Genomic DNA, 24955 nt, shown 5'->3' with positions numbered 1-24955 from the left:
ATCACTCCCTCCTACTCGATTATGTCTTAGATGGTTGTGAGACGATGTCTATTATGGTACATTGTCAATAGTGAGTAGATTGCCTACATAGTCAGAATGGGGTTGATAAGCATGACATCAAAACAAACACATATTAGAAAGCCTGCTTGGTTAAAGATTAAATTAAATACAAACGACAACTACAAAGGTCTAAAAAAAATAATGCGTGAAAACAATTTAAATACTGTATGTGAAGAAGCAAAATGCCCAAATATTCATGAATGTTGGGGAACTCGTCGTACAGCAACTTTTATGATTTTAGGTGCAATTTGTACGCGTGCATGCCGATTCTGTGCAGTCAAAACAGGTCTACCGAATGAACTTGATTTAGGCGAACCAGAACGCGTAGCAGATTCAGTCGTATTAATGAATCTAAAACATGTCGTTGTAACGGCTGTTGCACGTGATGACTTAAAAGATGGCGGTGCTGTTGTATTTGCCGAAACAGTTCGGGCGATTCGACGTAAAAATCCGTTTACAACGATTGAAGTATTACCTTCAGATATGGGGGGAATTGAAGAAAACTTACAAATGCTTATGGATACAAAACCAGATATCTTAAACCACAATATAGAAACGGTGAGACGTTTAACACCTAGAGTTAGAGCACGTGCAAAATATGATAGATCTCTTGAATTTTTACGTCGATCAAAAGAAATGCAACCTGAAATTCCAACAAAATCATCTTTGATGATTGGACTTGGTGAAACGAAAGAAGAAATTATCGAAGTAATGGACGATTTACGATTAAACAACGTGGATATCATGACAATTGGACAATACTTACAACCTTCTAAAAAGCATTTAGTGGTTCAAAAATATTATTCTCCACTTGAGTTTGGAGAACTTCGTAAGATTGCCATGTCTAAAGGGTTTTCACATTGTGAAGCAGGACCACTGGTACGTAGTAGTTACCATGCCGATGAACAAGTAAATGCAGCGGCAAAAGAAAAACAGCGTATTGGTGATGAGCAAATAGCTCTCGCAACGAGTTGATGGAGCGTGAATTGATGATTACAATTGATCGCTGGGATTATGAAATAGTGACTGATTACCGGGAAGCGTTTAAAGAAGAAGCTTTTCAAGAGCGTTACAGTGAAATTTTGAACAAGTATGATTACATCCTCGGAGATTGGGGTTATGGTCAACTTCGTTTAAAAGGTTTTTTCGATGATAAAAATCAAAAAGCAACGTACGATACAAAAGTGAGTACGTTGCAAGACTATCTATATGAGTATTGTAATTTTGGCTGTGCCTATTTTATATTGAAGAAATTCGGTCCAGCAAAGCAAGTGGAAGTAACAACTGAGACAGAAGAATTACCACATGTAGAAAACCTTGGTCTAGATGAGTAATCATCTAGTCAAGGTTTTTATCTTTTTGTGTAAAATTGCTTAATAAAATCAATTAGTTATATCATTGTGCCTCTTTTGGAGAGTATACGATGGATGTCACTGTTCTACTGCCCTTAGTAATTATGGTATTATAGGATGGAAAAACAAATAATTAGAACACAAAAGAGGGGCTACCTATGTATTTTGTTGACCGTAAAAACATTAGTTTGACATTATCTTATATGAAATCAATTGTACAATTGGTGGATAAGTCACCAGATTTAACTTCAAATGACATTGATAAACTTGCTTTGGAACGTATAACACAAAATATCATAGAATCTATTATTGATGTAGGAAATTCAATGATCGATGGTTTCATTATGCGTGATCCAGGAAGTTATGATGACATTATTGATATTTTAACTGATGAAAAAGTAATTACACCTGAAATGGATGCACCTTTAAAAGAAGTGATTTTACTCAGAAAAATGCTAGTACGGGATTTCATCAGTGTAAATCATCAAGAATTAGCAAAAACACTACAAGCTAATATACAGATATTAAGACAATTTCCCAATAGCATTGAACATTACTTAACACATGAATTAGGACCTGTGTCTGCTTTCCTACCTGAGGAGCAAGCGTGAAAGCTTACAAAGGATATTGTATTGATTTAGATGGCACAGTGTATCGAGGGAAAGAACCTATAATGGAAACTGTCCAATTTATTCAACTTTTGCAGGAACAAGGTATAGAACCGTTCTTTGTGACGAATAATGCCTCTCAAACACCTGATCAAGTGTTGACGAAACTCAAAGGATTTGGTGTGGATGCTAAGCGAAGTCATATTATGACATCAGCTATGGCAGCGGCTAAATACATTGCGTTACATTACTTTGGAAAAGAGGTTTCGATGATAGGGAGTAGTGGGTTGCGAGAAGCGCTTCATGAAAATGGCGTAAATATTGTCCCATCCTCACAAGATGTATTTGTAATCGGAATGGATCGTGGTATTACATACGAAAAAATTGCCCAAGCTTGTTTAGATGTTAGAAATGGTGCAGTTTTTATTTCAACCAATAGTGATCGGGCATACCCAAGTGAAAGAGGATTATTACCTGGGAACGGTGCATTTACAGCTCTAATTCAAACTTCAACAGGTGTTGACCCCATATTTATTGGAAAACCACAAGGTCATATGCTTGAAATCATTCAACTTGAACACCAATTTGCAAAAGAGGATATGGTGATGATTGGGGATAATTATGATACAGATATTTTGGCAGGAATTGAATTTGGAATAGATACTATCCATGTAAATACGGGCGTTACATCTACAGAAAAAGTGCAATTAAAATCAATACCACCTACTATGACAATGCAAAATTTACTAGATTTAGTATAAGAAAAGGAGCTGCGTCATCGCAGCTCCTTTTCTTTAAAAAAGTGGATTTTCATCTATATATGCATATATCTTCTTCGTAAGTTCATCTGGAGAATCTGCTTGCACAACATCGCCATTTACAACCGCAAAAAAAGACTCTGCACATTTTGTGCAATAACTTAAACAACCATACTCTAGAACGTCTAAATTGGGATCACGCTCTAATTCTTCAAACGTTTTTTGTGATCCATTTGCCAAGTTACTGACACAAAATTCAACCATTGGATTCACGGTTCTTCACCTCACTACATCGCAATGCTACTCTTTTTTTTTCCGTTCGTCAATTAGGGTGCCTTATTGTGAAACTTGTCACAATGATTTATAATAACTTAGAGATAGTCTGTATTTAAAGGAGCTTTTTATGAAAAATTTAGTATTGTTAGGTGGCGGTTACGGTAACATGCGTGTGTTGCTTCGTTTATTGCCAAATAATTTTCCAGAAGACGTGCAAATTACATTAATAGATCGTACACCATTCCACAGTTTGAAAACAGAATTTTATGCATTTGCTGCAGGAACTGTACCTGACCAAGAGGTTCGTGTTCCATATCCTGAACATGAACGCTTAAAAATGGTCTACGGAGAAATTGTGGAAATAAACCGTGAAGAAAAAGTGATTGTATTATCAAATGATACGCGTGTTCCTTATGATGATGTCGTCATTGGTTTAGGTTGCGAAGATAAATATCATGATGTACCAGGTGCAGATGAATTTACCTATAGCATTCAAACAATAGGACGTGCCCGGGAGACATTTAATAAATTGTGTGGGCTACCATCAGGTTCTGTTGTTGGAATTGTTGGAGCAGGTTTAAGCGGAATAGAACTTGCAAGTGAACTTCGCGAGTCACGCCCTGATTTAGGAATTAAATTGTTTGACCGTAGTCCTCGTATTTTACGAGACTTTCCTGAACGTCTAAGTAATTTTGTGAAAAAATGGTTTGATAAACACAATGTAGATGTTGTAAGCAATTCCAACATTACAAAAGTAGAACCCAATACTTTGCATAATCATGAAGAGACAATTGAAGTGGATGCTGTTGTATGGACTGCAGGTATTCGCCCTGTTGAGCCAGTTCGAAACTTAGCTACAGAGACAGATTCAATTGGTCGAGTGATACTGTCCCAATACCATCACTTACCTGAGGATGAAAATGTCTATGTGGTTGGTGATTGTGCAGCATTGCCTTATGCACCAAGTGCGCAAGTAGCAGAAGAGCAAGCAGAACAGATCGTTCAAGTCCTTCAAGCACGCTGGAAAGGCAAAGAGTTACCTGAAAAAATGCCTGAAATTAAACTTAAAGGATTCCTAGGTTCTTTAGGAAAGAAACAAGGCTTTGCTTACTTAGCCGACCGCACTGTTACCGGACGTATCGCAAGAATGATGAAGTCTGGTGTCTTGTGGATGTATAAGTGGCACAACGGTTAATATAACCACAAACGCTGTCATACCAACGCTTGTGGGGTGTATAACTCGTGATTTCAGAAGAAATATCACATATATATCACATTTGTATTTGTTTCGGTAATTTTAAGATGTTTCCGTAGTGGACCTTGAGTCTCTCTGGAGCATCTTTTTTCATTTTTTCGGTAACGTGCATATAAACCTCAGTCGTCGTTTTGGAATCTTCGTGACCTACACGATCCATAATGGTTTTTAAATCAACACCGGATTCGGCTAGCATCGTGATATGTGTATGACGAAAAATATGAGGACCTTCCAATTTTGTAATTGAGGTCTTTTTTATTATTCGTAACGTGCGATCATAAACCATTCGTGGCGAATATGGATAGCCATTAGTTCGATTGAATACAAAATTTTGATCGTGATAATCTGCATGTCGTTGACGCTGACTCAACTTAATCTTAGCTTGTATGATTTTGTGATGTTTCAACATATCCATCGTTTCATCGTCAACTTCGATTTCTCGAATAGATGCTTTTGTTTTAGGAGGGGTCAGTTCATACTTTCTCATATTATGATTGGGCATATCTATTGTTTTAGTAATTCGAATGGCTTTTCGATCAAAGAAAACATCTGTCCATTTTAATGCACACATCTCTCCAGCACGTATTCCGGTAAAGGCTAGTAAGAAAAACCATTCTTTATCCAGGTACAATCCATTAGTTGTAGCTGTCTCTAAAAATTCTTCAAGTTCGCTGCGTTCAAAATATTTCTCCTCAATTGTGGTATTCTCAATTTCCTCTACAGTTAATACCTTCTTAGGAACAACTACATAAGATATTGGGTTATCGATACGCATCTTATGTTGAAATGCATATTTAAATATTAATCCTGCAGTCACTTTCACATTCTCCATTGTAGAAACAGAGTTTCCTTTTAAATCCATGTCTGTGAGGATATTTTGTAAAGCCCGACTATCAATCTTTTCGATTCTTGCTCCAGCTATATATCTGAGAAGTACTTTAATGGACGAAGTTCGACTACGAATCGTACTAGCTTTTATTTTCCCAAGGGAATATACGCCTAACCACTCCCAGGCAACGTCGTCAAACGTCAAACTTTTTACTCTTTTTCCATTCACACCATACGTTTCTATTTTTGATATTTCTTCTTCGACCTTTTTCTTTGCAGCTGATTTTGTTTTGGACCGGCGACGTATTTGATTTCTCTTGTTCGTTATTGGATCTCTTGGACCGTCTGCAACACATTCCCAAACACCACTGTCCAACTTATCACATTTCATTTCAATCACTCCTTACAGCCTTACAATCAACATATCATGGTATGTACATTGGTAATGGTCTCATTTAATCAGTATTATCGTTCTTATGTATTTTGTTGTTAGTTGTATTTAGATTGATTGTGATTAAACATTAATTTGGCTTGATATTGCATTAAGCGCTTTTCTGCAAACCTATAATCCACATTGAATGTCTGCATAATTAAATAAATTACTCTGCGATTATCAGCTGCCAAATCGAGTCGTTGCAGCATAAATGTAGGGATACATGCATGTTGTGCGAAGTTATTTGCCTTTATTTCTTGGTAATCACGAAATGGCTTTGGGATAACATGCTGATTTCCATTATGCCAAAGAGCGTGACACAATTCGTGGCCATAAGATTGCCATTGCTCTTGTCTAGACTTACGGGCGTCTAAGAAGACATTTCCAGCTATGTACATTGGCTTATGGGGAATGTAGTAAACTACTAATCCAAGCCTCGATGAAACAGTTTCTATATTTAGTTGATTAGGGTGGCAGATGCCAAATTTTTTATAAAGTTTTTGAATATAATCTTCTAATAGACTGTATTGTTTTTTCATGTAGCCATCCCTTTTTAAGAACGTTTGTTCTTTTTTGTTTTAAAAGAAAAACTCTGCTAATTGAAAGCAGAGTTAGAATTAATTTTTAATTTTAACTGACTTTTGAGTTTTGAATAAAAAGTCTTATTAATAACCCTGTTATATTAATCGAAAAGAATAATGCATAAATGAATAACCAGACAGTGAATCCAGTAATAACATCAAAAATTATCTGATGTGAAACAATAATCTTTTCATTTATTATTGGCATTAAAGAAGAAATTAATATTAGCACACCCCAACAAAGGACTAAAAACCAAAATGGAAATAAAAATTTGTGTAAAAGTTTATTATTTTCTAGCAAGCCGACTATTTTTTGATTAAAAACACTCATCGAGACGGCAAGTGCAGCAATTACAATTCCAAAAATGGATGAAGAAATACTTGAAATCTTAGAAAAAATATCTTCTGAGATAAGTTTGTAATCTTCAAATGAACAAATATTAAAATTAGTAATAAGCATATGAATGAATAAAAATAATAATAAAGAATAAAGCAATGTGTAGTTTAGAAAAAATGATACACCATTTATTTTTAACAGACCCATAAATGTTGTTTCATTATACTTTTTCTTATTCATAACTTATCACCTCAATTTAATATCCTATTAATTTCTATACCAATTTTCTTTATGATATCACGAACATCTGTTTCCCGTACAGAAATAAATCTGTTAAATGTTGCAGATGTAGCTCTTGCTATTTTTTTGTTTATTTTATCTTTTTTACCGGGTACAGGTACCCTAACTTTATTATACCCTTTGACTTCTACAGTACCATATGCACTTTCAACTAGTGATAGTCCACTTTCAATTGAATCTGTGAAATCATTTTCGTTCTCTTCTTTATTGTATTTAATTCCTTGTTCATTATACATTTTAAGGTTTAGTTCTTTTAAATTATTTTCATCAATTATTTTTTCGAAATCATAAAATTCTTTCTTCCCAGGGTTTGGTTTTATTAAATAGAAATTTAACTCTGTTACTACTTCAAATGACTTTATTTTCTCTCTAATACTATTTTTCGTAGAGTATGGAATTATTTTAATTTCACCGATTCTTAAATCTAACTCAACAAGCTCTTGAAAAAATTTAATAAAATGATTCTCGTTTATATCCGATGTAGGACAATATACAATTACTTCGTTTTCTATGTCATAAATAAATTTGACTACTTTTGCACCAAGATCATCGTAAATTTTTATTTTTGTGGTTTCTCCATCTTTTATTAAAAGTTTCATTTTCTTTGCTTTTGTTAGATTTCCATGAATATACAATCTATTATTTACTAATATCTCATCAGTATCAGTAAAGCTAAATTGACTCTCATTATTTGATATTATAGATGAATGATTTCGAATAGCCATAGGAATTAACTCATTGATTATAGTATTTACATCTGGGGAGAAAATATTTTCACTAACATTTACTTTTGCGAAATAAAATTTTTTCTTTGCCACGATAGTACCTCATCTCATCTCTATAAATTTAATAGTATAAAATTATTTGAATAGTTTACTTACAAAATGCTTAGTATGAGTCTCGTTTAAATATAACTATGTACAATTTGAAAAAAAAGAGACCTGGCAAAGCCAAATCCCAAGTTCTAATTTTTTTCATTTCTTTATTTAATTTTTGTCCTTTTTAAGAACTTCCCACACCGCTAAAAGAGCAGCTTGCTTTTCATCATCTGCCTGATCGAACTCTTGAAAGAATAAATCTAATTTCGGGTCGTTCTTCCATTTTTCGAATTCAGCTTCTTCTTTTTTAGAAGTATGTTCTATTGACGTATCTGTTCTACCCGTTAAATAATCAGTAGTTACATCTAACAAAATTGCAATGCTGTTAACCGTATCTAAAGGTGGAAGTTTGGTGCCGTTTTCGTAAGCAGTATAAGTTGTTCTTGCCATGCCTATTTTATTTGCAACATATTGCTGTGTCCACATGGAATTAGTTGATTTTTTCTTCTCTCGGCACTGCTTTAACCTACGAGCAAATTCGGTCATGTCTACCACCACCCTATCTCTGATAAGTAAATTATAAATGTTTCTTTAGGTAACTTCCATGAATGTTCTTTAAAGTGTAATTTTTTTATATTTATTTAGTTGACATGTTACTAAAAGGAACGTATACTAAAAATATATTAAGTGTTCCTTTAGGGAACAAAAGGAGGGTAGATATGAGAAAGTGGCTAAAGGATTTCAGAATTCAAAGGGGTTTAACACAAGAAGAAACAGCGATATTATCTAATATTTCTAGAAGTTACTACACTCACATAGAGAAGGGAACCAAAACTCCAACAGTTGATGTAGCCAAAGAAATTTCTAAGACGCTAAAGTTTGAATGGGTTCTTTTTTTTAATAATGATTGTTCCTTAAAGGAACAAATTGTGGTGACAGTTAGATAGTAGTGACGTGAGATGGATGAAGAAAATCAAGGCTCTAATTTGCTTTTTTATTTCAACAGATAAAGTTAATAATTTTTGAAGTCATGTTTCTTTAAAAAAGCTAAGATAATCGCAACGTTTTCAGAGTTACCAGTAAATGATTTGTCTACTTTAGTGACTATCCATTCACCAACAATGTCTGTAAAGTCCCTAATTTTATCATGAATTTCTTGAGTGCCTAAATCTGTAGCTAATAAACTCACAGAATTTTGAGCACGACAATGATCTCCAATGGACTGGAGGAACTTGTTTGTAGATTCTTTATCTTTTGTAGGAAAGTCATAACAAATTAAATATATTTCCAATTATTATACCTACTTTCTATACCAATATTTTTATAGGAGGAAATTAAGTGAATCCATTACATGTAGCGCTGATTGAACTAATTAAACTAAAAATTAAAGAATATTCCGTCAAAGAAGTAAGTCTAGAAGAGTTAGTGGGATGAAAAGTAAAAAAATCGAAGATTTAGAAAAACGAGTTGTAAAGTTAGAAGAAAAGGCCGCCGCTGTAACGACGACCGCAAATAGTGAAAAAAAAACAACCCAGAGAATTAATAGTTCTCTAGAAATTCATCAACAGCTTGATTTGAAACAAGTTGTACAGATACTATCTGATTCACGTTTAAAACGACATGTTTAATTTGAATGATTGCTTTTCTGCACTTAAATTTAACATCTTCTAGCAAGATTGTTTCATTTAAATCCAATTCTTTTAAAAATGTGTTTTCTTCGTTATTAAATTCTTCTTCAGTAAAAAAATTCGCTTTCGAATAAATAAAAGGTGTTAATTCATCTGTATTATTAACTTCTTTTAAGTCATTATTTACAAGAATTTGTTTTCCAAAATAAATGCCATTAGTTGTAACAAAAGATAAGCAATTAGATTTTCCTAAATCACCTTCCAATACTATTCGAAAAGTATTAATAGTTTCTTGTAAGTTACCTATAATATTCACCTCCCATTTATATAAGATAGGAGAATTATACCAAAGAAAAGAGGAATAAAGATGAATCTATCAATTATTGAACAAAACAATCAACGGGTTTTAACAACTTCCCAACTAGCTGAAAGTTATGGGGCTGAAAAGCAGTTAGTAATTAACAACTTCAATCGTAATAAGGAACGTTACACGGAAGGAAAACATTTCATTGCTTTACAAGGTGATGTGAAAAGAGAGTTTTTTTGTGAAAATCAAATTGATTTTAGCAAAAAAGACCATTCAATTTTCTACCTTTGGACAGAAAAAGGTGCATGGCTGCATGCAAAATCACTCAATACAGATGAAGCGTGGGACGCTTACGAAATGTTGGTAGATGAATATTATGCCATTCAAAAACAAGTAAAGGCTCTTACGGAACGCGAGCAACTAGAAGCGTCCATGAAACTTTCGCTGATGACGTCAGAGGACGTAAAAGAATTGAAAGGCGAAGTCGTTCAAATTCGAGGAATGGTTGAAAATCAAATCACTTTAGATTACGGAGAACAGCGTAGATTACAAAAAGCAGTAGCCATCAAAGTTTATGAGCAATCATCATCAGTGGATCATCAACGTCAGCTCTTCAGTGAGTTATATAGAGAAATCAAAGATCGCTTCGCGGTTGCTTCTTATAAGGACGTTAAAAGAAAAGAATTTCAAAAGGCAATACGATATATCGAATCATGGATACCTAGAAAGGTATCGTAACGAGGTTTGCTATCTCACGACATTCAAGAGAGGAGGGACAAACATGTTAAACATAGCATTTGACCCAGAGGCATTGAGGAGCATAATTCGCGAAGAGGTTAGAGCTGCAGTTTCAGAAGCAGTAAAAACGAAAGAGTTACCAATATTGATTACGCGTAAAGAACTAATGGAATTATTTCATATCAGTCAAACCAAAGTAACGGAATTGCTGGGTAGATCGGATTTTCCAGTGATGCGTGAAGCAGGGATATTAATACCCACACATTTATTGTTTAAGTGGATTGAGCGTAATACAAATTGGGTGGAAGATAACACGTCATATTTCAGCTCTGTAGGTTAATTATAACAACATGTCCAAATTATAGCGGTCTCACACTAGTTAACTAGCTTATGAAACGTGACTAAATACCAGGGGAAAGGGTGTTTAAAGTGAAGAAACCGAAAGTGGGGATTTTGATGAAAGAAATGCGTGCTCGTAAAACGCAGGACCAACTAGCAATGGATTTAAATGTATCGAGAGAAACCATTTCAAAATATGAGAATGGTCGCTCCAAGATTCCATCTGATATCACAAGGTCATTGATGAGTAAGTACGATAATCCACGTTTTGCCATAACTGTTCGAAATGAATATACCAAAACAGGTGCTGTATGGCTTGATGGTCCAAACGTAGATTTACATCGATCCAGCGTTAAAGAGAAAGTCCTGGAAGAATTGAATGAAGCCGTGTTGATCCTTAGTAATTTCTGTATGGCAAAACCATTAAAGAGTTTACAACATTTTGAACATCAAGAATTGGAAAGTGTTTTAGAAGAATTAATTGAAGCCCAGACAGCACTTGAACATATGGTAGCGGTTATCTGTGAAGAAGCGAACATTAGCTATACGGGATCGTGGGACAGGCATTATAAATTTCTAGCTTCTGCAGGATATATCAGAGGTCTTGCGTGAAACCATTAATATTTAGCAAGAAAAATACGGAGCACATTTTTAGAGAACTAAATGTATTAGAAAGAAAACAAAAAGTAAATCAAAGACTTGAAGAAATAGCGAATACATTGCGAAAAGAAGGAATAAAGGCAGGGGTGATTTATCGTGTTTGAAATGGATTTTCTAAGATTTATCATTATGGCGAGTTGTTGGTCATTCATCATGTTTGGTATTGGAAGTGTTACGGGGCAAGTATCTGTGGAATCAAAATTAGAACAAAACAAAAAATAGCCCACTGTTAGAGCAGTGGACTACACGGGTTTCTTACACAAAAATCTTCAATTTCAGTGTAAACGAGAACCCTCTAATAAATCAAGGGAGGAACAATCATGAAAGAAGTAAAATTATTGTCTTTAACACTTAACAACTTTAAGGGAATTAAACAATTCACATTCCAACCAGGTGGTGAAAACGCGCGAGTGTTTGGCGATAACGAGACTGGAAAAACAACATTATTCGATGCCTTTACATTCGTTTTGTTCGGTAAAGACAGCCAAAATAAAACGGATTTCGCAATCAAAACACTCATTAACGGCAAAGAAGCAAACAATCTCAATCACGAAGTCGAAGCATCCTTCTTAATTGACGGATCACCAATGACGTTGCGAAAAGTGTATTCGGAAAAGTGGACTCAAGTACGCGGAGCTGCATCAAAGGAATTTTCTGGACACGTTACTAAGTACTACATTGACGGAGTACCACAAAAGAAAAAAGAATATACGGAAGCAATTGATTTAATCGTACAAGAAGATGCATTTAAGTTGTTAACGTCACCATCATTTTTCAACGAACAGATGAAATGGCAGGACCGTCGAACGACGTTATTGGAAATATGCGGCGACGTTTCTGAAGAAGAAGTGTTTCAGAAAAATGATGAACTAAAAGTATTGCCGCTTATTCTGAAAGGGAAAAAAATTGAGGATCTTCGGAAAATTGTTGTTGAACGCCGAAAAGACATCAATGACGAGTTAAAACACATTCCTGTTCGCATTGATGAAATCCAAAAATCCATACCAGTTGAAGTAATAGACGTGTCAAATCTGAAAGAAGATGTTATTCATCTGGAAACAAAGATTGATGAAAATATAACACTCATTTCCAATATTAAAAACGGTAAATCCATTCTTGAAAAAGAACGGGATCTGCAACAAATTGAAAATGATCTTTTGAATATAAAACGTGATTACGAATCAGATTCGAAAGAAAAGCTATATCAATTACAAGCGAAATCACAAGAAGAAAAATCAAATGTATTGATTCTGAAACGCAAAATAAGCGAACGTGTGCAAGCAATTGAGCAAGCTACACGGATGATGGATTTGCAAAATAATTACCGTACAAAATTGTTAGATGACTGGAAGCAGCTAAACGGATTGTCATTTGTACACAAAGATACATGTGACTGTCCAGCTTGTGGACAAGCTTTACCAGAAGAACAGTTAGAAGCTGTTCGCACAAAAGCTCTTGAGCAATTCAATAAAGATAAATCGGAAAAACTGCAACGAATTAATGAGCAAGGGAAAGAAGTTAAAGAGAAAAAGATTCAAATTCAAACGGATATTGATAAGCAGCAAAATGAGCACGCCAAATTCGTTGAGCAAGCTACTGAAAAAGACCAAGTGGTATCAAAGTTAGCATCTCAATTAGAAAGCCAACAAGCAGTCGTAAAAGACGTTTCTGAAAGTGCTGATTATCAAGTGAAACTCTCTAATAAACAAAAAATAGTTTCGGGGATTCAGGGCTTGAAAGAAAGCGTTCAAGAGTCAATTCGCTCGGTAGAAACCGAAATAAACGAGTTAAAAGACAAAAAGACAAGGGCACAAGTGGCAATCGCACGTTTTGCAAATGTTGAATCTCTGCACAAAAGAATTTCGGATTTATGTGATCAAGAAAAATTGCTAACAGGTGAATACGAAAAACTCGAGCATCAGCTTTATTTAACAGAACAATTCATTCGAGCAAAAGTAGAGCTGTTGGAAGAACGCATTAACGCTAAATTCGAATATGCACGTTTCAAAATGTTCTCTGAACAAATTAACGGCGGTCTGCAAGAAGTATGTGAGACGACCTACAAAGGCATCCCTTTTTCATCAATGAATAACGCCGCTAGAATCAATGTAGGAATAGACATTATTAACACGTTATCCACACATTACGGCATTAGAGCTCCTATTTTTATTGATAATCGAGAGTCGGTTGTTAAATTAGCGGATTCAGAATCACAGTTAATCAGTTTAATAGTTTCGGAGCAAGACAAACAATTGCGAGTAGAAATTCAATCTGAGGAGGAAGAAGCAGTATGAGTAATCAAACCGGTCTAATGGTTACACCAGTGGAATTTGAGGTAAATGGTGAAACGGTAAAACTATCAGGTAATACAGTAAAAAACTATCTAACAAGAGGAAGTGGGAATGTAACAGATCAAGAACTTGTGATGTTCATTAATCTCTGCAAGTTTCAAAAGCTAAATCCATTCTTAAACGAAGCATATCTAATCAAGTTTGGTTCACAACCAGCGCAAATCATTACATCGAAAGAAGCTTTCATGAAACGAGCCGAAAATCATCCGAAATACGAGGGATTTGAAGCAGGTATCATTGTAGAACGAGAAGGCAAATTGGTCGAGGTAGAAGGTGCTGTTAAGTTGTCTGCAGACAAGTTGATTGGTGGATGGGCAAAGATTCATAGGAGTGACAGAAAGCTACCTATCACATCAAGAATCAGTCTAGAAGAGTTTGGCAAAGGACAAGCCACTTGGAAAGACATGCCTCTAAATATGATAAGAAAATCGGCAATCGTTAATGCTCAACGTGAAGCATTTCCAGAAGCATTAGGAGCGCTTTACACTGATGAAGAATTACGACCAACAGCACCAACAGAATTAACTATAGAAGAAGAAATTAAGCAGCATGCAAACAGTGAAGTTATAGACGTTGATATGGATACAGGCGAAATTATTGAAGAGAAAGCTCCTACAAAAACACAGCAAAAAGAACCAGAAAAAGTAGTTGTTGTTAGTCCTGATTGGGCATGATTACGATTCAAACGCTCGCAACTGGTAGTAAAGGCAATTGTTATCACATAACAGACGGTCATACGCCTTTGCTACTTGAGTGCGGCATACGTTTTAAGGATATTCAGCGCAAACTCAATTTCAAGACATCTGATATAGCCGCATGTTTAATCACGCATGAACACAAAGATCATTGTTCTGGTATTAACGATGTCTTAAAAGCCGGAATCGATTGTTATATGTCACCAGGAACTAAAGAAGCTATAGGAATAAACCATCATCGGTTGCATGGCGTGGCGGTAAAACAGCAATTCAAAATAGGGACGTGGACAATTTTACCTTTCGACACTGAACACGACGTATCGGAACCGTTTGGCTTCCTATTAGCTAATACTTCAGGGGATAAGATACTTTTTATAACCGATTCTTATTACTGCCGTTACAAATTTAGTGGCATTTCACATCTTATGCTTGAATGCAATTACTGCACGGATGTGTTAAAACAAAACGTTGCAAATGGACGCATAGATAAAACAATGAAAAAACGTGTGATGCGTTCACATTTTGGTTTGGAACGTGTGATTGAGTTCTTAAAGGCCAATGATTTATCAAACCTTCAGGAAATATGGTTGTTGCATCTATCTGACTCGAATAGTGATGAACAATTAATTCGAAATGAAGTAGCAAAAGTGACTGGAAAAATGATTTACATTCCGTGAGAAAGGAAGATTTATATTGGGGAAATATCGGCAAGTCCAAGTGAGTTTTTGGCAAGATGCCTTTGTCTTAGATTTAACACCAGAGGAAAAATACTTTTACATCTATTTGATGACGAACAGTAAGGCTAATCAAATAGGAATCTATGAACTTCCTAAACGGATAATAGAAACCGAAACGGGTTACAACCGTGAGACGGTCGACAAGCTATTAAGTAGATTCGTGGAATATGGAAAAATCATATATAACGAACCAACAAAAGAAGTGATGTTACTAAACTGGTGCAAGCATAATTGGAACAATAGCCCAAAAATTGTAAAACGGGTTGAGGATGAACTAAAAGAAATAAAGTGTTTACCATTTATTGATAAATTCCTTGAAACCGTTGATACCATTGATGGAAATACAGTATCGATACAGTATCCATACAGTATGCATACAAAAGAGAAGGATAAGGATAAAGAGAAGGATAAAGATAAGGATAAAGATAAAGATATTATTCCTTTTCTCGAAGTCGTTAATTATCTCAATGAAAAATGCATAACTAAATATCGTTCTACTTCTGCAAAAACAAAAAAATTAGTTGCAGCTAGATGGAATGAAGGGTTTCGTCTAAATGATTTCACGAGAGTCATAGACATCAAATCATCTCAATGGCTGAAAGATGAAAAAATGTCATCTTTTCTAAGACCTGAAACCTTATTCGGAACAAAATTTGAATCTTACTTAAACGAGAAGGTGACAAAACGTGAAACCAATCAACAAAATGCTGAACGATTTAGAAAAGACAATAACATACCATTCTGATACTTGTGAAAAGCACAACGTTCGGCTAGTTGTATTTGAAGGAGTAGCTGAGTGCCCTAGATGCTTCGTGGAAAAAGAAAACGAACAGCTACAAACGGTAATAGTTGAGCGATTTAAAAACGCCAATTCTCTTGTTTTAGCACAAAAGAGTTTGGTTTCTGATAAGACCCTATTAGATGCAAGTCTTGTGAACTACGAAACATTTGAAAATACAGAAGAACACGCTAATAAGAAAATCGTTTCGGAATGTATTCGTCGCCTGAAAGTAGGACAAACGTTCAACGTAATCTTACAAGGTAAAGCAGGAACTGGAAAAAGTCACTTATCCTACGCCATGTTAAATGCTTTGAACGAAGCGAAAGAATTCGATAATCAGAAATCTTGTTTGTTTATCAGCTTTGACATGATGTTGCGAAAAGTGCGTGAGACATTCACTTACAAAGAATCGCCATATAACGAATTTTACTTTCTCAATCTTATTGAAAAAATAGACTTTCTTGTCATTGATGACTTGGGTGCAGAAACAGGTGCAGTTCAAACAGATAAGGCTGCAAGTGATTTTGTACATAAGATACTTTACGCCATTTCAACCAGTCGGCAGGACAAAGCCACAATATACACGACAAATCTAAACAGTGAGTCGTTAAACCAATTATATGATTCTAAGTTGATCTCTCGTTGTTTTAAGAAACCGAAATTCATCATCTTTAAAGAATCAAAAGATAAACGGATAGCCGACAAACCGTTTTAGGAGGAATAGACATGTTGGAACAACTGTTAAACCAAATGATTATCATTGCAGGGCAATGGAGAGATGGACACGGAGATACTAAAGAATTGGAAATTCAGTTTGAAAGCACATTGATTAGGGTGCAAGAAGCCACGGGCAGAAGTAAAGAATCAGTAGTCCAGTTACTTCTTAAGTATTTAGAAAAAGAAAGTGTGGCAGCGTGATGATAATTGAGACTTGCAACCGTTGCAACCGTAAATTAAAAACATCTAAATCAATCCATGTAGGCATGGGTCCTGTCTGCAAGCGAAAACAAGCTGAAGCTGATGCGGAGTTTGAAAAGAGACAAGTAACAATTTACGAAGTACTCGAGTACACAGAGAAGTCGAAACGATGAGAAGTATACTTTTCGAGATAATCGGAAATCCCGTTGCGCAAGGTCGTCCAAGAGCTGGCAAGACATTTACTGGCAAGACCGTTTTATATGATCCTTTAAAATCTCGTAACTTTAAGCAGTATGTGAAATTGGTAGCTTTTCAACACGCACCAGATGAACTTATTACTGGTCCAATAGAATTATGTGTCGATGTGTATCGTTCAACTCCTAAAAAGTATCAAACAGGTCCTAAACAAGCTTTAATCGAGTCTGGAGAATTACGACCGACAAGTAAACCAGACGCAGATAACTATGTGAAGGGTATCAAAGACGGATTGAATAAAATCATGTGGCAAGACGATAGCCAGGTTGTGGATTTAACTGTAAGGAAGTTTTACAGTCTTTCTCCTCGCGTGGTGGTTTGTATCAAATACCAATCAAGAGGGAAGTGAGGACCTGTAATGGCTAAGAGAAAATGGGTGCTCATGTTTCGCAAGGAAGATGGCCAAAACGTATGGCTATATGAAGCGCTTCAACAGCACGATCTAAATGCTCGCAAACGACAAGGGTGGCGCTTATGTCACTCATAGATAAAACAATCCAATACGACGATCAAGGTCGCATGCTTTATCATCCTAAGTTTCATAAACGGCACGGTAAACCATTTACTTTGGAGGAACTTATATACCTCTGTAAGTATTGGGAAGTTGATGACCGTCAAAGCCTTTCATTCGCTTTAGGAAAAACAGAAGGCACGATTGCATCTAAAATTCATGATATGAAAAAGAACGGCAAATTCGAGGTTTACAAGAAATGGGTGGGTGAGTGATTTATGCATGGTTAATACTCGGCACGATGTTCATTGTCGCTCTGGGGTTGCTGATAAAGCAAGATATGGACCGCTGACCAATAAGGTTTAACAAACAAAAATAGAAAAGAGGAAATTAAAATGAAAAATGTTGAGATAATTGAAATCGCAAAAGTATGCCACAACGTAAATAAAGCCTATTGCGAAGCACAAAACGACTTTTCCCAGACGTCTTGGGAAGATGCACCTGCGTGGCAGAAAGATTCAGCGATGAACGGTGTTGAATACCACTTAAACAATGACGTGACACCCGAAATGTCACATGAAAATTGGTTGAAACAAAAACTTGAAGAAGGTTGGGTATACGGTAAGGCAAAAGATGCTGAATTAAAAACACATCCTTGTATTATGCGTTATGAACAACTTCCGAAGTTTCAACGAACTAAAGATGCTTTATTCAAATCAGTAGTCGATTCATTTAACTCTTAATACACAGTTCAACTATAAACGAGGTGAAGGAATGAAGCCGAAACTCAGAGCAAAAGGTGATACATATAGACCGCTAACAAAAGTACTGAAAGAGAAAAACGGTCTACCGACTAAAGTTGAGCTTAATGGGTATGAATATGCACTGATCCATCCTAGCTTTATAAATGGCCATAAAGATACGAAAGGGGAATAACTATGAGAATGAAACCTGTAAATATAGATTACCAAGGATTGCTAAATCTTGATATAATGGAACTACCAACAAGTTGTGTAGTGATAATTTGTGAGGGCAAAGCTAAGATTTCTGAACTTCCTGCATTTGCTGAGACGAAAATTACCACACATCAAGGTAAGGTAACCCGTGTTAAGTGGGATGAGGGGGAAGTGTTTTGAATTACTTTGAAAAATCATTCAATTTAACACTATTAGATTTAATTGTTGTGGCAACAGTTGGAGGATTAATAGTATGGATTATTAGTAAATTTCTTGATTATGTTGCAGTGCAAATAAAGAGTAAGCATGAAAAAAATTTTACCAAAATGAAAAAAACGATCCTAAAATTCAAGAAGTATTGGAAAATAAGAAAATTATTTAAATTAGAATATGATAAGGGATTGTATCAATCAATTGAGTGGGATAGTAAATTTAGATATTTATACCCTGCTGAAAAAAAATATTTAAAACGGCATGCAGAAATTCATAAAGTTCAAAAAGAGAAAGATGACGATTCGTTTAGAACTGCGTTAATCAAAACTTATACTTCTTAGTCCCACCAGCAATCTGGAGGACACCTGACAGCATTCCGCTGTTTTGGTGTCCTCTTTTTTTATTCAATAAAAAGGAGTGGAAAACATGCAGGAACAACCAACAATAAATGATCTGCTTAATAACTTTCATCAAGCATTACAGGCTTTAGCCAAAAGAATGAGTGAAATTGTTTCACGAATTTGGAAAGCATTATCAGACATTACGCAAACTATGGAAACCTTACTTACAGAAGAAAATAGAAATTATGAACGTCAAATTTTCAAGTTTGATTTAAAACCCCAGCGCATGAAGCATCAAGTCATTATAAATAAACCGCGGAACATGATTCGTAAAATAATTCACTAAGGGGATAGCACGATGAGAACATTGCAAAGTGAATTGTTCATGAAAAGACTCTCACAGACTCCTATTCAAGAGATAGAGAAAGAAGATATAAAGACAAGCAAACACCCAAAAGAAATGCTCAGTCGAAGAGAATGGCTTGAAATCATGGGGTGTAATCGAGATACCTATTCTCGCGGCAAAGGCGGAGCTATTCGAAGACGATAGGAGGAGATTTTATGACAACCATTTGGGCGGACGATTTGATTCAAGAGTACGATGAAGGACGTAAACAGTTAGGACAAAAACGGAATCAATTGAATAGGAATGACCCTTCGACTGCGCAAGATTTGACGATGATCAATAGCATGATAAGTGAAATGTCTTTTGCAATTGAATGGATGTCTACTGGAAAGCAACCAGGAACATATAAGGGAACCGACGAACGGTTAGTATATCAAAAGCGTTCATTTGAGAGTATGGACCTCATACCTGACATTACAAATCAATTAGATATTAATGATCACCAGTTGCGGTTGAGCGAAAAACAAAAGAAGGTGTTAGTTGATGTTTTCGCTTCCTTTTCCCTCCGTGAACGACAGTGTTACATATTACATGCTGCTAGAGAAATGAGCATGTCTGATATTGCTGAAGAGATAGGAATAAAGAAACGAACGGTTCAACAATACATTGAACGTGCGCGGAAAAAGGTCCAAGAAAAAGTTTCTTGACGTACGATGACGTACGAAGTTTACATAAATGAAGGGGAGAATTAAAGAGGGGATGCGTTCGAGCGTCATACTCTTCCCTGGAATGAATGAATTGCGCAATTTATTCAAAGCATCTCATTGAGGGTATTTTTTATTAGGAATTTCGGAGGTGTGGTGAAGTGAAGTGAAGTGGGAAAAAATTCGTAATGACTATGAATCATCTTCCATCACGTTATTGTCATTGGCTGAGAAGCATGATGTGAAGCTCGGAACTCTTAAAAGCAGAAAAAGCCGTGAAGCTTGGGTAAGAGATACAACTAAAAAGAAAAAGGATGCAACAATTTCTAAAAGGATGCAGCCGAAAGAAGTCTTTGTAGAGTCGGATGATTTAACCGATAAACAAAGGCTTTTTTGTATTTATTACATTAAGTACTTCAATGCGACAAAAGCTTATCAAAAGGCTTATGGATGCGCTTATTCAACGGCTATGACAAATGGTCATAATCTACTGAGAAATACTGAGATATCCAAAGAGATTGATCGGATGAAGGTTGAACAAGCTATGGAGTTAAAACTGGACGTTCGAGATGTGCTGCAGAAATACATTGACATAGCTTTTGCGGACATAACGGACTTTGTTCTATTCGGGACGAAAGAAGTCATTGAGTATGACGATAACGGTGTAGCAATAATTGATCCAGATGGAAAAGTAGAAACACGTACTGTTTCATTTGTAGATTTTAAAGACTACAAAGAAGTGGATGGCACACTCATCACTGAAGTGAAACAAGGTCGAGATGGTGTAGCGGTCAAATTAGCAGACAAAATGAAAGCACTGGAAATGCTATCGAAGTACTTTGACCTCCTATCAGAAAGCGACAAGAAGAAACTTCAGGAAGAAAAACTGAAAGCAGAGATTGTGAAAGTGACTGCTGAAACTAAAAATGAGGATTCGGGCATATCCAGAGTGGTGATTGTCAACGACAAGGAAGCGATGAGGATGGCGATGCAAAATGACGACGATTGACAAGACAGTAAACGTCATGGACCTGCTGAACCCTAACTTTTATTCCGTGTGGTTGAATGAATTGCCGAATAGCATCTTAAGCGGTGGTCGTTCTTCAATGAAATCATCTGTCATTTCGTTGAAACTGGTGATTGACTTCTTAGAAGATGATCAGGGTAATGTGGTTTGTTTGCGTAAAGTGGGAAAGTACCTTTCAACCAGTATTTACGAGCAAATCAAGTGGGCCATATATGTGTTGGGTGTTGATGCAGAATTTAGATTTATGACATCACCTTTGAGAATAATCCACAAACAAACCAATACCGCGTTTTACTTTTATGGTGTTGATGATCCTTTAAAGCTTAAATCTGCAAAGATTGCAAAAGGATATGTTATGGCGCTCTGGTTTGAAGAGTTGGCTGAATTTGCAGGAGTCGAAGACATTGATACGGTCGAGGATACGTTCATTCGTGAGAGGCTTAATGATAAAGAGGTAAAAGTTTATTACTCCTATAACCCACCTAGAAACCCTTATTCATGGGTAAACGAGTGGAAAGATAGCAAAGCAGGAGATAGCGATTATCTTCTTCATCACAGTACCTATCTAGACGATGAAAAAGGGTTCCTTTCTGAGCAGATGCTTCGGAAGATTGAAAAGTATAAAGAAAATGACTTTGATTATTGGCGGTGGATGTATTCTGGAGAGGTTATCGGATTAGGTGACACGATCTATAACATGAATCATTTTCATCTGGTTGAATCGTTACCTAGTGACGACCGAATCATATTAATCGATACTTCAACGGATACTGGCCATCAAGTATCAGCGACTACTCATGGCGCTTATGCTTTAAGTGCCAAAGGGAATGTCTATTTGTTAGACACCTACTATTACTCTCCTGCTAATCAAGTAAATAAGAAGGCTCCAAGTGAATTATCCATTGAGTTTTATGATTGGTACACATGGTTACGAAAAACGTATCCGTATCACATCGACAAAACGACAATTGATAGTGCTGAGGGTGCTTTGCGTAATCAAGTATTCAAGGATTACGGCATGAGACTCCATCCAGTGCCGAAAAAGAAGAAAATTGACATGATCGACAATGTGCAGGATTTACTTGCACAAGGTCGATTTTTTGTGTTGGATACACCACGCAATAAGATATTTCTTGAAGAACATCGTAAGTATCAATGGGATGTGAATACAATCAATTCCAACGATCCTAAGGTGACGAAAGAAGACGACCATACTGTCGATCAATTTCAATATTATGTTTGCGATAATTTAAGAAAGTTAGGATTGAAATTCTAAGGTGGTGACAAAGTGTTTAAAAACCTAATCTCCAAAATAAAGGCGGTGATGTACAAAATGGGTTTGATTAACGGCGTTAAAAAGCTAACCAATCGAAAAGATAACATAGCAAATGAAACCTTCTTCGCTCAAATAGAAGTGTGGAAGAATTTATATAAGGGTTATCACAGTGGCTGGCATGATGTGAAATACCAAACAATTAACGGAACTAAAGCAAGGCGTATGCAGTCGATGGGGATGCCGAAAGTGATCTCTCAAGAAATGGCCACACTCGTATTTAATGAGAAATGTGATATTTCCATTGATGATGGCGAGTCGGATTTTGCAGAGAACATTGAAAATGTTTTATCAAATAACGCGTTCAGTCAAAACTTTCAAAACTACTTAGAATACATGTTTGGGTTGGGCGGCACAGTTATTAAAGTTCATGTTATCGACAATCAAATCAAATTGTCTTACGTGTCTGCAGAACAGTTTGTTCCAATCGCTGACAATGGGCGGACCATTACAGAGGGCGTATTTGTAACGGAATCACGAAAAGGCGAAAACAAATTCACGCTGCTCGAATGGCATATGTGGGAACAAGGCATTTACACCGTTAAGAACGAGTTGTATAAAGCAGATAAAAATAGCGGTGATCTGGGTGTTAAGATTTCTCTTGATACAATGTATCCAGGCTTAGAGGATGAAGTACAGATTACTGGACTAACTCGTTCAATGTTCGTCTATTTCAAGCCGAATATTGCTAACAACGTAGAGCTAGATAGCAAAATGGGCATCAGCTTGTTTGCAAATGCAATGGATACTTTGCAGAGCCTGGATGTAGCGTTCGACTCGTTCCATCGAGAGTTTAGACTAGGTAAAAAAAGAATTGTGGTTCCTGCAAGTGCGATTAAAGTAGCTGTAGATCCTTTAACGGGAACTACGAGTCGTTATTTTGATGCCAACGATGAAGTGTATGAAGCGTTTAACTTCGAAGATGAGAAATCAGAGATCAAAGATGTTTCACTTGAATTACGAGTTGAAGAGCATGTTGATTCAATTAATGCATTGCTTGAGATTCTATCCATGCAAACAGGATTTAGTCCTGGTACATTCACCTTTGATTCAAAAGGATTGAAAACAGCCACAGAGGTAATTAGTGAGAACAGTAAAACCTATAAAACACGTTCAAGCCACATCACGTTAGTCGAGGAAGGTTTAAAAGACCTTGTTGAGACCATCGCTGAGGTGGCTTCTTTATATGGATTGTTCACATCACCAGATGAATTTGAAATGAAGGTTAATTTCGATGATTCCATTGCAGAGGACCGCACTACAAACGCAACATATTGGATAACGCTTGTTGGTGCTGGAATTGCTTCTCAACTGCAAGCGATTCAGAAGGTCCAGAAGGTGACAGAGGATGAAGCGTTGACGATTCTCAAACAAATTCAATTAGAACAAGGTTCAATTCAAGAAGCTGAGGATTTCATGCCAGATGATAGGGTGTGATGATGAATGTCACTTACTCCAAAACAGTTATATGACGCTTCCAAACCAATCACAGACGTTTATAGTGCCATTGAATTAAAACTACTAATCAACATAGCTAAACGCCTAAACGGGACATTAGATGAACTATCAGAGAATCCTATGGTGTGGCAATCAGCTAGATTAGCAGAAGCTCAACCGTTATTAAACGAAAATCGTGTTGCTATTTTTAAAAATAGTCCAATTGCGGAACGAGAGTTATTAGCAAGCATGAAAGAAATTAGCATGAAGCATCTTGAACAGAACGAAAAAGTTCTGCAACAAGCATTTGCACAAGGATTACTACCCGTTTCTCCTACAGCTGCACTTGCAAATGATGCTCAGGTGTTAACAATCTTAGCAACCTATAACGGTCGTGCGAAGGACAGGCTTAATAGTATAAATACAACCATGCTATCAAGTTCACAACAAGTTTACCGAAACATAATTAGCCAATCCACTGCAAGAGTCTTAACAGGCCAAGCGACTGCACAACAAGCTATTCGCTCTACCTTGTCACAGTGGAATGACAAAGGGATACCAGTTCTCACTCGAAAAAATGGTTCTGTGATGTCGGCTGAGGGTTATGTAAGCATGATTGTTCGAACGGTTACTAATGACGTTACTCACGACATGCAATCCAAACGCAATGAAGAGTATGAAAGTGATTTGATTGAAATAACCAGTCATGAAGGCGCTCGTCCAAAATGCGCTGAAGATCAAGGGAAGGTATTTTCTGTATCTGGTAGTCATCCAGTTTATCCACCTTGGTCAAGTAGTTCGTATGGCGAGCCTGATGGAATTCTAGGAATCAATTGTGGCCATCAAGATTACCCGTTTTTTGAAGGCATAAGTCAACGGACATCCGAGCCGACAGAAGATAGAGAAGAAAATGATCGGATTTACAAAGAAAGCCAAGACCAACGGCGTTATGAACGTGAAATAAGAAAAGCTAAACACCGCGAAGATATCTTAAAACAAGCAGGAGACGCTGAAGGTGCTCAACTTGCTGGGAAACTTGTAAGGCAACGGCAATCACGTATGAGAGATTTCATAGATGATTCAGGGCGTACTAGACGTTATGGAAGAGAAAGAATTCAGAGGAGGAAATAAC

At 36.3% G+C, this 24955-nt stretch carries 39 protein-coding genes; 31 read left to right on the top strand and 8 right to left on the bottom strand.

The features are described 5' to 3' along the window. Positions 1-111: 111 nt before the first annotated feature. From lipA to C406_RS0106445, 4 genes are all read left to right on the top strand, one after another. Positions 112-1035: a lipoyl synthase gene (lipA, locus tag C406_RS0106460; protein ID WP_017379787.1), complete on the top strand. Its 924-nt coding sequence runs from the start codon at positions 112-114 to the stop codon at positions 1033-1035. Between the two features lie 14 nt (positions 1036-1049). Next, a complete protein-coding gene (locus tag C406_RS0106455; protein WP_017379786.1) occupies positions 1050-1394 on the top strand; it encodes a YutD family protein in 345 nt (114 codons plus the stop codon). A 176-nt stretch (positions 1395-1570) separates the two neighbouring features. Beyond that, the gene (locus tag C406_RS0106450; RefSeq protein ID WP_017379785.1) at positions 1571-2023 is read left to right on the top strand and encodes a DUF86 domain-containing protein; all 453 of its coding nucleotides are present in this window, start codon (positions 1571-1573) and stop codon (positions 2021-2023) included. Continuing rightward, positions 2020-2781 (top strand): TIGR01457 family HAD-type hydrolase, encoded by a 762-nt coding sequence (locus C406_RS0106445; protein ID WP_017379784.1) that lies wholly within the window; start codon positions 2020-2022, stop codon positions 2779-2781. Before C406_RS0106450 ends, C406_RS0106445 begins: the two co-directional genes overlap by 4 nt. Before the next feature lie 33 nt (positions 2782-2814). Here C406_RS0106445 and C406_RS0106440 read toward each other — a convergent pair whose 3' ends face one another. Beyond that, positions 2815-3051, bottom strand: coding sequence for a YuzB family protein (locus C406_RS0106440; protein WP_017379783.1), 237 nt, complete (start codon positions 3049-3051; stop codon positions 2815-2817). Between the two features lie 130 nt (positions 3052-3181). On the opposite strand from C406_RS0106440, the gene C406_RS0106435 reads away from it, so the two are divergent. Then, the gene (locus C406_RS0106435) at positions 3182-4249 is read left to right on the top strand and encodes an NAD(P)/FAD-dependent oxidoreductase (protein ID WP_017379782.1); all 1068 of its coding nucleotides are present in this window, start codon (positions 3182-3184) and stop codon (positions 4247-4249) included. A 76-nt stretch (positions 4250-4325) separates the two neighbouring features. On the opposite strand, the gene C406_RS0106430 is transcribed toward C406_RS0106435, so the two are convergent. The 5 genes from C406_RS0106430 to C406_RS0106410 form a co-directional block, all read right to left on the bottom strand. Continuing rightward, a complete protein-coding gene (locus tag C406_RS0106430; protein WP_017379781.1) occupies positions 4326-5528 on the bottom strand; it encodes a tyrosine-type recombinase/integrase in 1203 nt (400 codons plus the stop codon). A gap of 98 nt (positions 5529-5626) precedes the next feature. Then, positions 5627-6109: an ImmA/IrrE family metallo-endopeptidase gene (locus tag C406_RS0106425; RefSeq protein ID WP_017379780.1), complete on the bottom strand. Its 483-nt coding sequence runs from the start codon at positions 6107-6109 to the stop codon at positions 5627-5629. Between the two features lie 91 nt (positions 6110-6200). Then, complete coding sequence (locus C406_RS0106420) at positions 6201-6728, bottom strand: hypothetical protein (protein ID WP_017379779.1); 528 nt, start codon at positions 6726-6728, stop codon at positions 6201-6203. An 11-nt stretch (positions 6729-6739) separates the two neighbouring features. Further along, the gene (locus C406_RS0106415; RefSeq protein WP_017379778.1) at positions 6740-7606 is read right to left on the bottom strand and encodes a hypothetical protein; all 867 of its coding nucleotides are present in this window, start codon (positions 7604-7606) and stop codon (positions 6740-6742) included. A gap of 168 nt (positions 7607-7774) precedes the next feature. Then, positions 7775-8152, bottom strand: a complete 378-nt coding sequence (locus tag C406_RS0106410; RefSeq protein ID WP_017379777.1) for a helix-turn-helix domain-containing protein — start codon at positions 8150-8152, stop codon at positions 7775-7777. 173 nt (positions 8153-8325) lie between these two features. On the opposite strand from C406_RS0106410, the gene C406_RS0106405 reads away from it, so the two are divergent. Beyond that, positions 8326-8553: a helix-turn-helix transcriptional regulator gene (locus tag C406_RS0106405; RefSeq protein ID WP_017379776.1), complete on the top strand. Its 228-nt coding sequence runs from the start codon at positions 8326-8328 to the stop codon at positions 8551-8553. 65 nt (positions 8554-8618) lie between these two features. Here C406_RS0106405 and C406_RS0106400 read toward each other — a convergent pair whose 3' ends face one another. Together C406_RS0106400 and C406_RS0106390 are read right to left on the bottom strand one after the other, a co-directional pair. After that, the gene (locus tag C406_RS0106400; protein WP_017379775.1) at positions 8619-8897 is read right to left on the bottom strand and encodes a hypothetical protein; all 279 of its coding nucleotides are present in this window, start codon (positions 8895-8897) and stop codon (positions 8619-8621) included. 248 nt (positions 8898-9145) lie between these two features. Then, entirely contained in the window at positions 9146-9550 is a 405-nt protein-coding gene (locus C406_RS0106390) for a hypothetical protein (protein WP_017379773.1), read from the bottom strand. A 51-nt stretch (positions 9551-9601) separates the two neighbouring features. Here C406_RS0106390 and C406_RS0106385 point away from each other — a divergent pair, with 51 nt between their 5' ends. The 25 genes from C406_RS0106385 to C406_RS0106260 all read left to right on the top strand — a co-directional run bounded on the left by C406_RS0106385 (position 9602) and on the right by C406_RS0106260 (position 24954). Next, entirely contained in the window at positions 9602-10279 is a 678-nt protein-coding gene (locus C406_RS0106385) for an ORF6N domain-containing protein (protein ID WP_017379772.1), read from the top strand. Positions 10280-10322: 43 nt separating this feature from the next. Further along, the gene (locus C406_RS0106380; RefSeq protein WP_017379771.1) at positions 10323-10619 is read left to right on the top strand and encodes a hypothetical protein; all 297 of its coding nucleotides are present in this window, start codon (positions 10323-10325) and stop codon (positions 10617-10619) included. A gap of 89 nt (positions 10620-10708) precedes the next feature. Next, a complete protein-coding gene (locus C406_RS0106375; RefSeq protein ID WP_155966705.1) occupies positions 10709-11230 on the top strand; it encodes a helix-turn-helix transcriptional regulator in 522 nt (173 codons plus the stop codon). Beyond that, the gene (locus C406_RS20495) at positions 11227-11382 is read left to right on the top strand and encodes a hypothetical protein (RefSeq protein ID WP_017379769.1); all 156 of its coding nucleotides are present in this window, start codon (positions 11227-11229) and stop codon (positions 11380-11382) included. The genes C406_RS0106375 and C406_RS20495 overlap by 4 nt, the downstream gene beginning before the upstream one ends. A 216-nt stretch (positions 11383-11598) precedes the next feature. Next, positions 11599-13572 (top strand): AAA family ATPase, encoded by a 1974-nt coding sequence (locus tag C406_RS0106360; protein ID WP_017379767.1) that lies wholly within the window; start codon positions 11599-11601, stop codon positions 13570-13572. After that, on the top strand, positions 13569-14303 hold the full coding sequence (gene bet, locus C406_RS0106355) for a phage recombination protein Bet (protein ID WP_017379766.1): 735 nt from the start codon (positions 13569-13571) through the stop codon (positions 14301-14303). The genes C406_RS0106360 and bet overlap by 4 nt, the downstream gene beginning before the upstream one ends. After that, positions 14300-15001 (top strand): MBL fold metallo-hydrolase, encoded by a 702-nt coding sequence (locus C406_RS0106350; RefSeq protein ID WP_017379765.1) that lies wholly within the window; start codon positions 14300-14302, stop codon positions 14999-15001. The genes bet and C406_RS0106350 overlap by 4 nt, the downstream gene beginning before the upstream one ends. Before the next feature lie 16 nt (positions 15002-15017). After that, positions 15018-15806, top strand: coding sequence for a conserved phage C-terminal domain-containing protein (locus C406_RS0106345; protein ID WP_017379764.1), 789 nt, complete (start codon positions 15018-15020; stop codon positions 15804-15806). Next, positions 15748-16557, top strand: a complete 810-nt coding sequence (locus C406_RS0106340; RefSeq protein WP_017379763.1) for an ATP-binding protein — start codon at positions 15748-15750, stop codon at positions 16555-16557. The genes C406_RS0106345 and C406_RS0106340 overlap by 59 nt, the downstream gene beginning before the upstream one ends. 11 nt (positions 16558-16568) lie before the next feature. After that, a complete protein-coding gene (locus tag C406_RS0106335) occupies positions 16569-16760 on the top strand; it encodes a hypothetical protein (RefSeq protein WP_017379762.1) in 192 nt (63 codons plus the stop codon). Beyond that, a complete protein-coding gene (locus C406_RS20490) occupies positions 16760-16933 on the top strand; it encodes a DUF6011 domain-containing protein (RefSeq protein ID WP_017379761.1) in 174 nt (57 codons plus the stop codon). The genes C406_RS0106335 and C406_RS20490 overlap by 1 nt, the downstream gene beginning before the upstream one ends. Further along, positions 16930-17364: a RusA family crossover junction endodeoxyribonuclease gene (locus C406_RS0106325; RefSeq protein WP_017379760.1), complete on the top strand. Its 435-nt coding sequence runs from the start codon at positions 16930-16932 to the stop codon at positions 17362-17364. The genes C406_RS20490 and C406_RS0106325 overlap by 4 nt, the downstream gene beginning before the upstream one ends. 9 nt (positions 17365-17373) lie before the next feature. Continuing rightward, on the top strand, positions 17374-17502 hold the full coding sequence (locus C406_RS21235) for a hypothetical protein (protein WP_017379759.1): 129 nt from the start codon (positions 17374-17376) through the stop codon (positions 17500-17502). Beyond that, positions 17490-17741, top strand: coding sequence for a hypothetical protein (locus tag C406_RS0106315; protein WP_017379758.1), 252 nt, complete (start codon positions 17490-17492; stop codon positions 17739-17741). The genes C406_RS21235 and C406_RS0106315 overlap by 13 nt, the downstream gene beginning before the upstream one ends. 120 nt (positions 17742-17861) lie before the next feature. Next, the gene (locus tag C406_RS0106310) at positions 17862-18209 is read left to right on the top strand and encodes a RyR domain-containing protein (RefSeq protein WP_017379757.1); all 348 of its coding nucleotides are present in this window, start codon (positions 17862-17864) and stop codon (positions 18207-18209) included. A gap of 31 nt (positions 18210-18240) precedes the next feature. Beyond that, a complete protein-coding gene (locus C406_RS20485) occupies positions 18241-18402 on the top strand; it encodes a hypothetical protein (protein ID WP_017379756.1) in 162 nt (53 codons plus the stop codon). Positions 18403-18404: 2 nt separating this feature from the next. After that, positions 18405-18602 (top strand): XtrA/YqaO family protein, encoded by a 198-nt coding sequence (locus C406_RS0106300; protein ID WP_017379755.1) that lies wholly within the window; start codon positions 18405-18407, stop codon positions 18600-18602. Further along, positions 18599-18976: a hypothetical protein gene (locus C406_RS0106295; RefSeq protein ID WP_017379754.1), complete on the top strand. Its 378-nt coding sequence runs from the start codon at positions 18599-18601 to the stop codon at positions 18974-18976. Before C406_RS0106300 ends, C406_RS0106295 begins: the two co-directional genes overlap by 4 nt. Positions 18977-19061: 85 nt before the next feature. Continuing rightward, the gene (locus C406_RS0106290) at positions 19062-19322 is read left to right on the top strand and encodes a hypothetical protein (protein ID WP_017379753.1); all 261 of its coding nucleotides are present in this window, start codon (positions 19062-19064) and stop codon (positions 19320-19322) included. 12 nt (positions 19323-19334) lie between these two features. Then, positions 19335-19526, top strand: coding sequence for a hypothetical protein (locus C406_RS19335; RefSeq protein WP_017379752.1), 192 nt, complete (start codon positions 19335-19337; stop codon positions 19524-19526). A gap of 11 nt (positions 19527-19537) precedes the next feature. Next, on the top strand, positions 19538-20029 hold the full coding sequence (locus C406_RS0106280) for a sigma-70 family RNA polymerase sigma factor (protein WP_017379751.1): 492 nt from the start codon (positions 19538-19540) through the stop codon (positions 20027-20029). 163 nt (positions 20030-20192) lie between these two features. After that, on the top strand, positions 20193-21035 hold the full coding sequence (locus C406_RS0106275; protein ID WP_017379750.1) for a terminase small subunit: 843 nt from the start codon (positions 20193-20195) through the stop codon (positions 21033-21035). Further along, complete coding sequence (locus C406_RS0106270; protein WP_017379749.1) at positions 21022-22329, top strand: PBSX family phage terminase large subunit; 1308 nt, start codon at positions 21022-21024, stop codon at positions 22327-22329. The genes C406_RS0106275 and C406_RS0106270 overlap by 14 nt, the downstream gene beginning before the upstream one ends. Before the next feature lie 12 nt (positions 22330-22341). Beyond that, complete coding sequence (locus C406_RS0106265) at positions 22342-23823, top strand: phage portal protein (protein ID WP_017379748.1); 1482 nt, start codon at positions 22342-22344, stop codon at positions 23821-23823. A 6-nt stretch (positions 23824-23829) separates the two neighbouring features. Further along, complete coding sequence (locus C406_RS0106260; protein ID WP_017379747.1) at positions 23830-24954, top strand: phage minor capsid protein; 1125 nt, start codon at positions 23830-23832, stop codon at positions 24952-24954. Position 24955: the final 1 nt, after the last annotated feature.

Origin of the sequence: Paenisporosarcina sp. TG-14, assembly GCF_000297555.1 — a bacterium.
Classification (GTDB): domain Bacteria; phylum Bacillota; class Bacilli; order Bacillales_A; family Planococcaceae; genus Paenisporosarcina; species Paenisporosarcina antarctica.
This window is presented reverse-complemented; position numbering and strand designations above follow the sequence as displayed.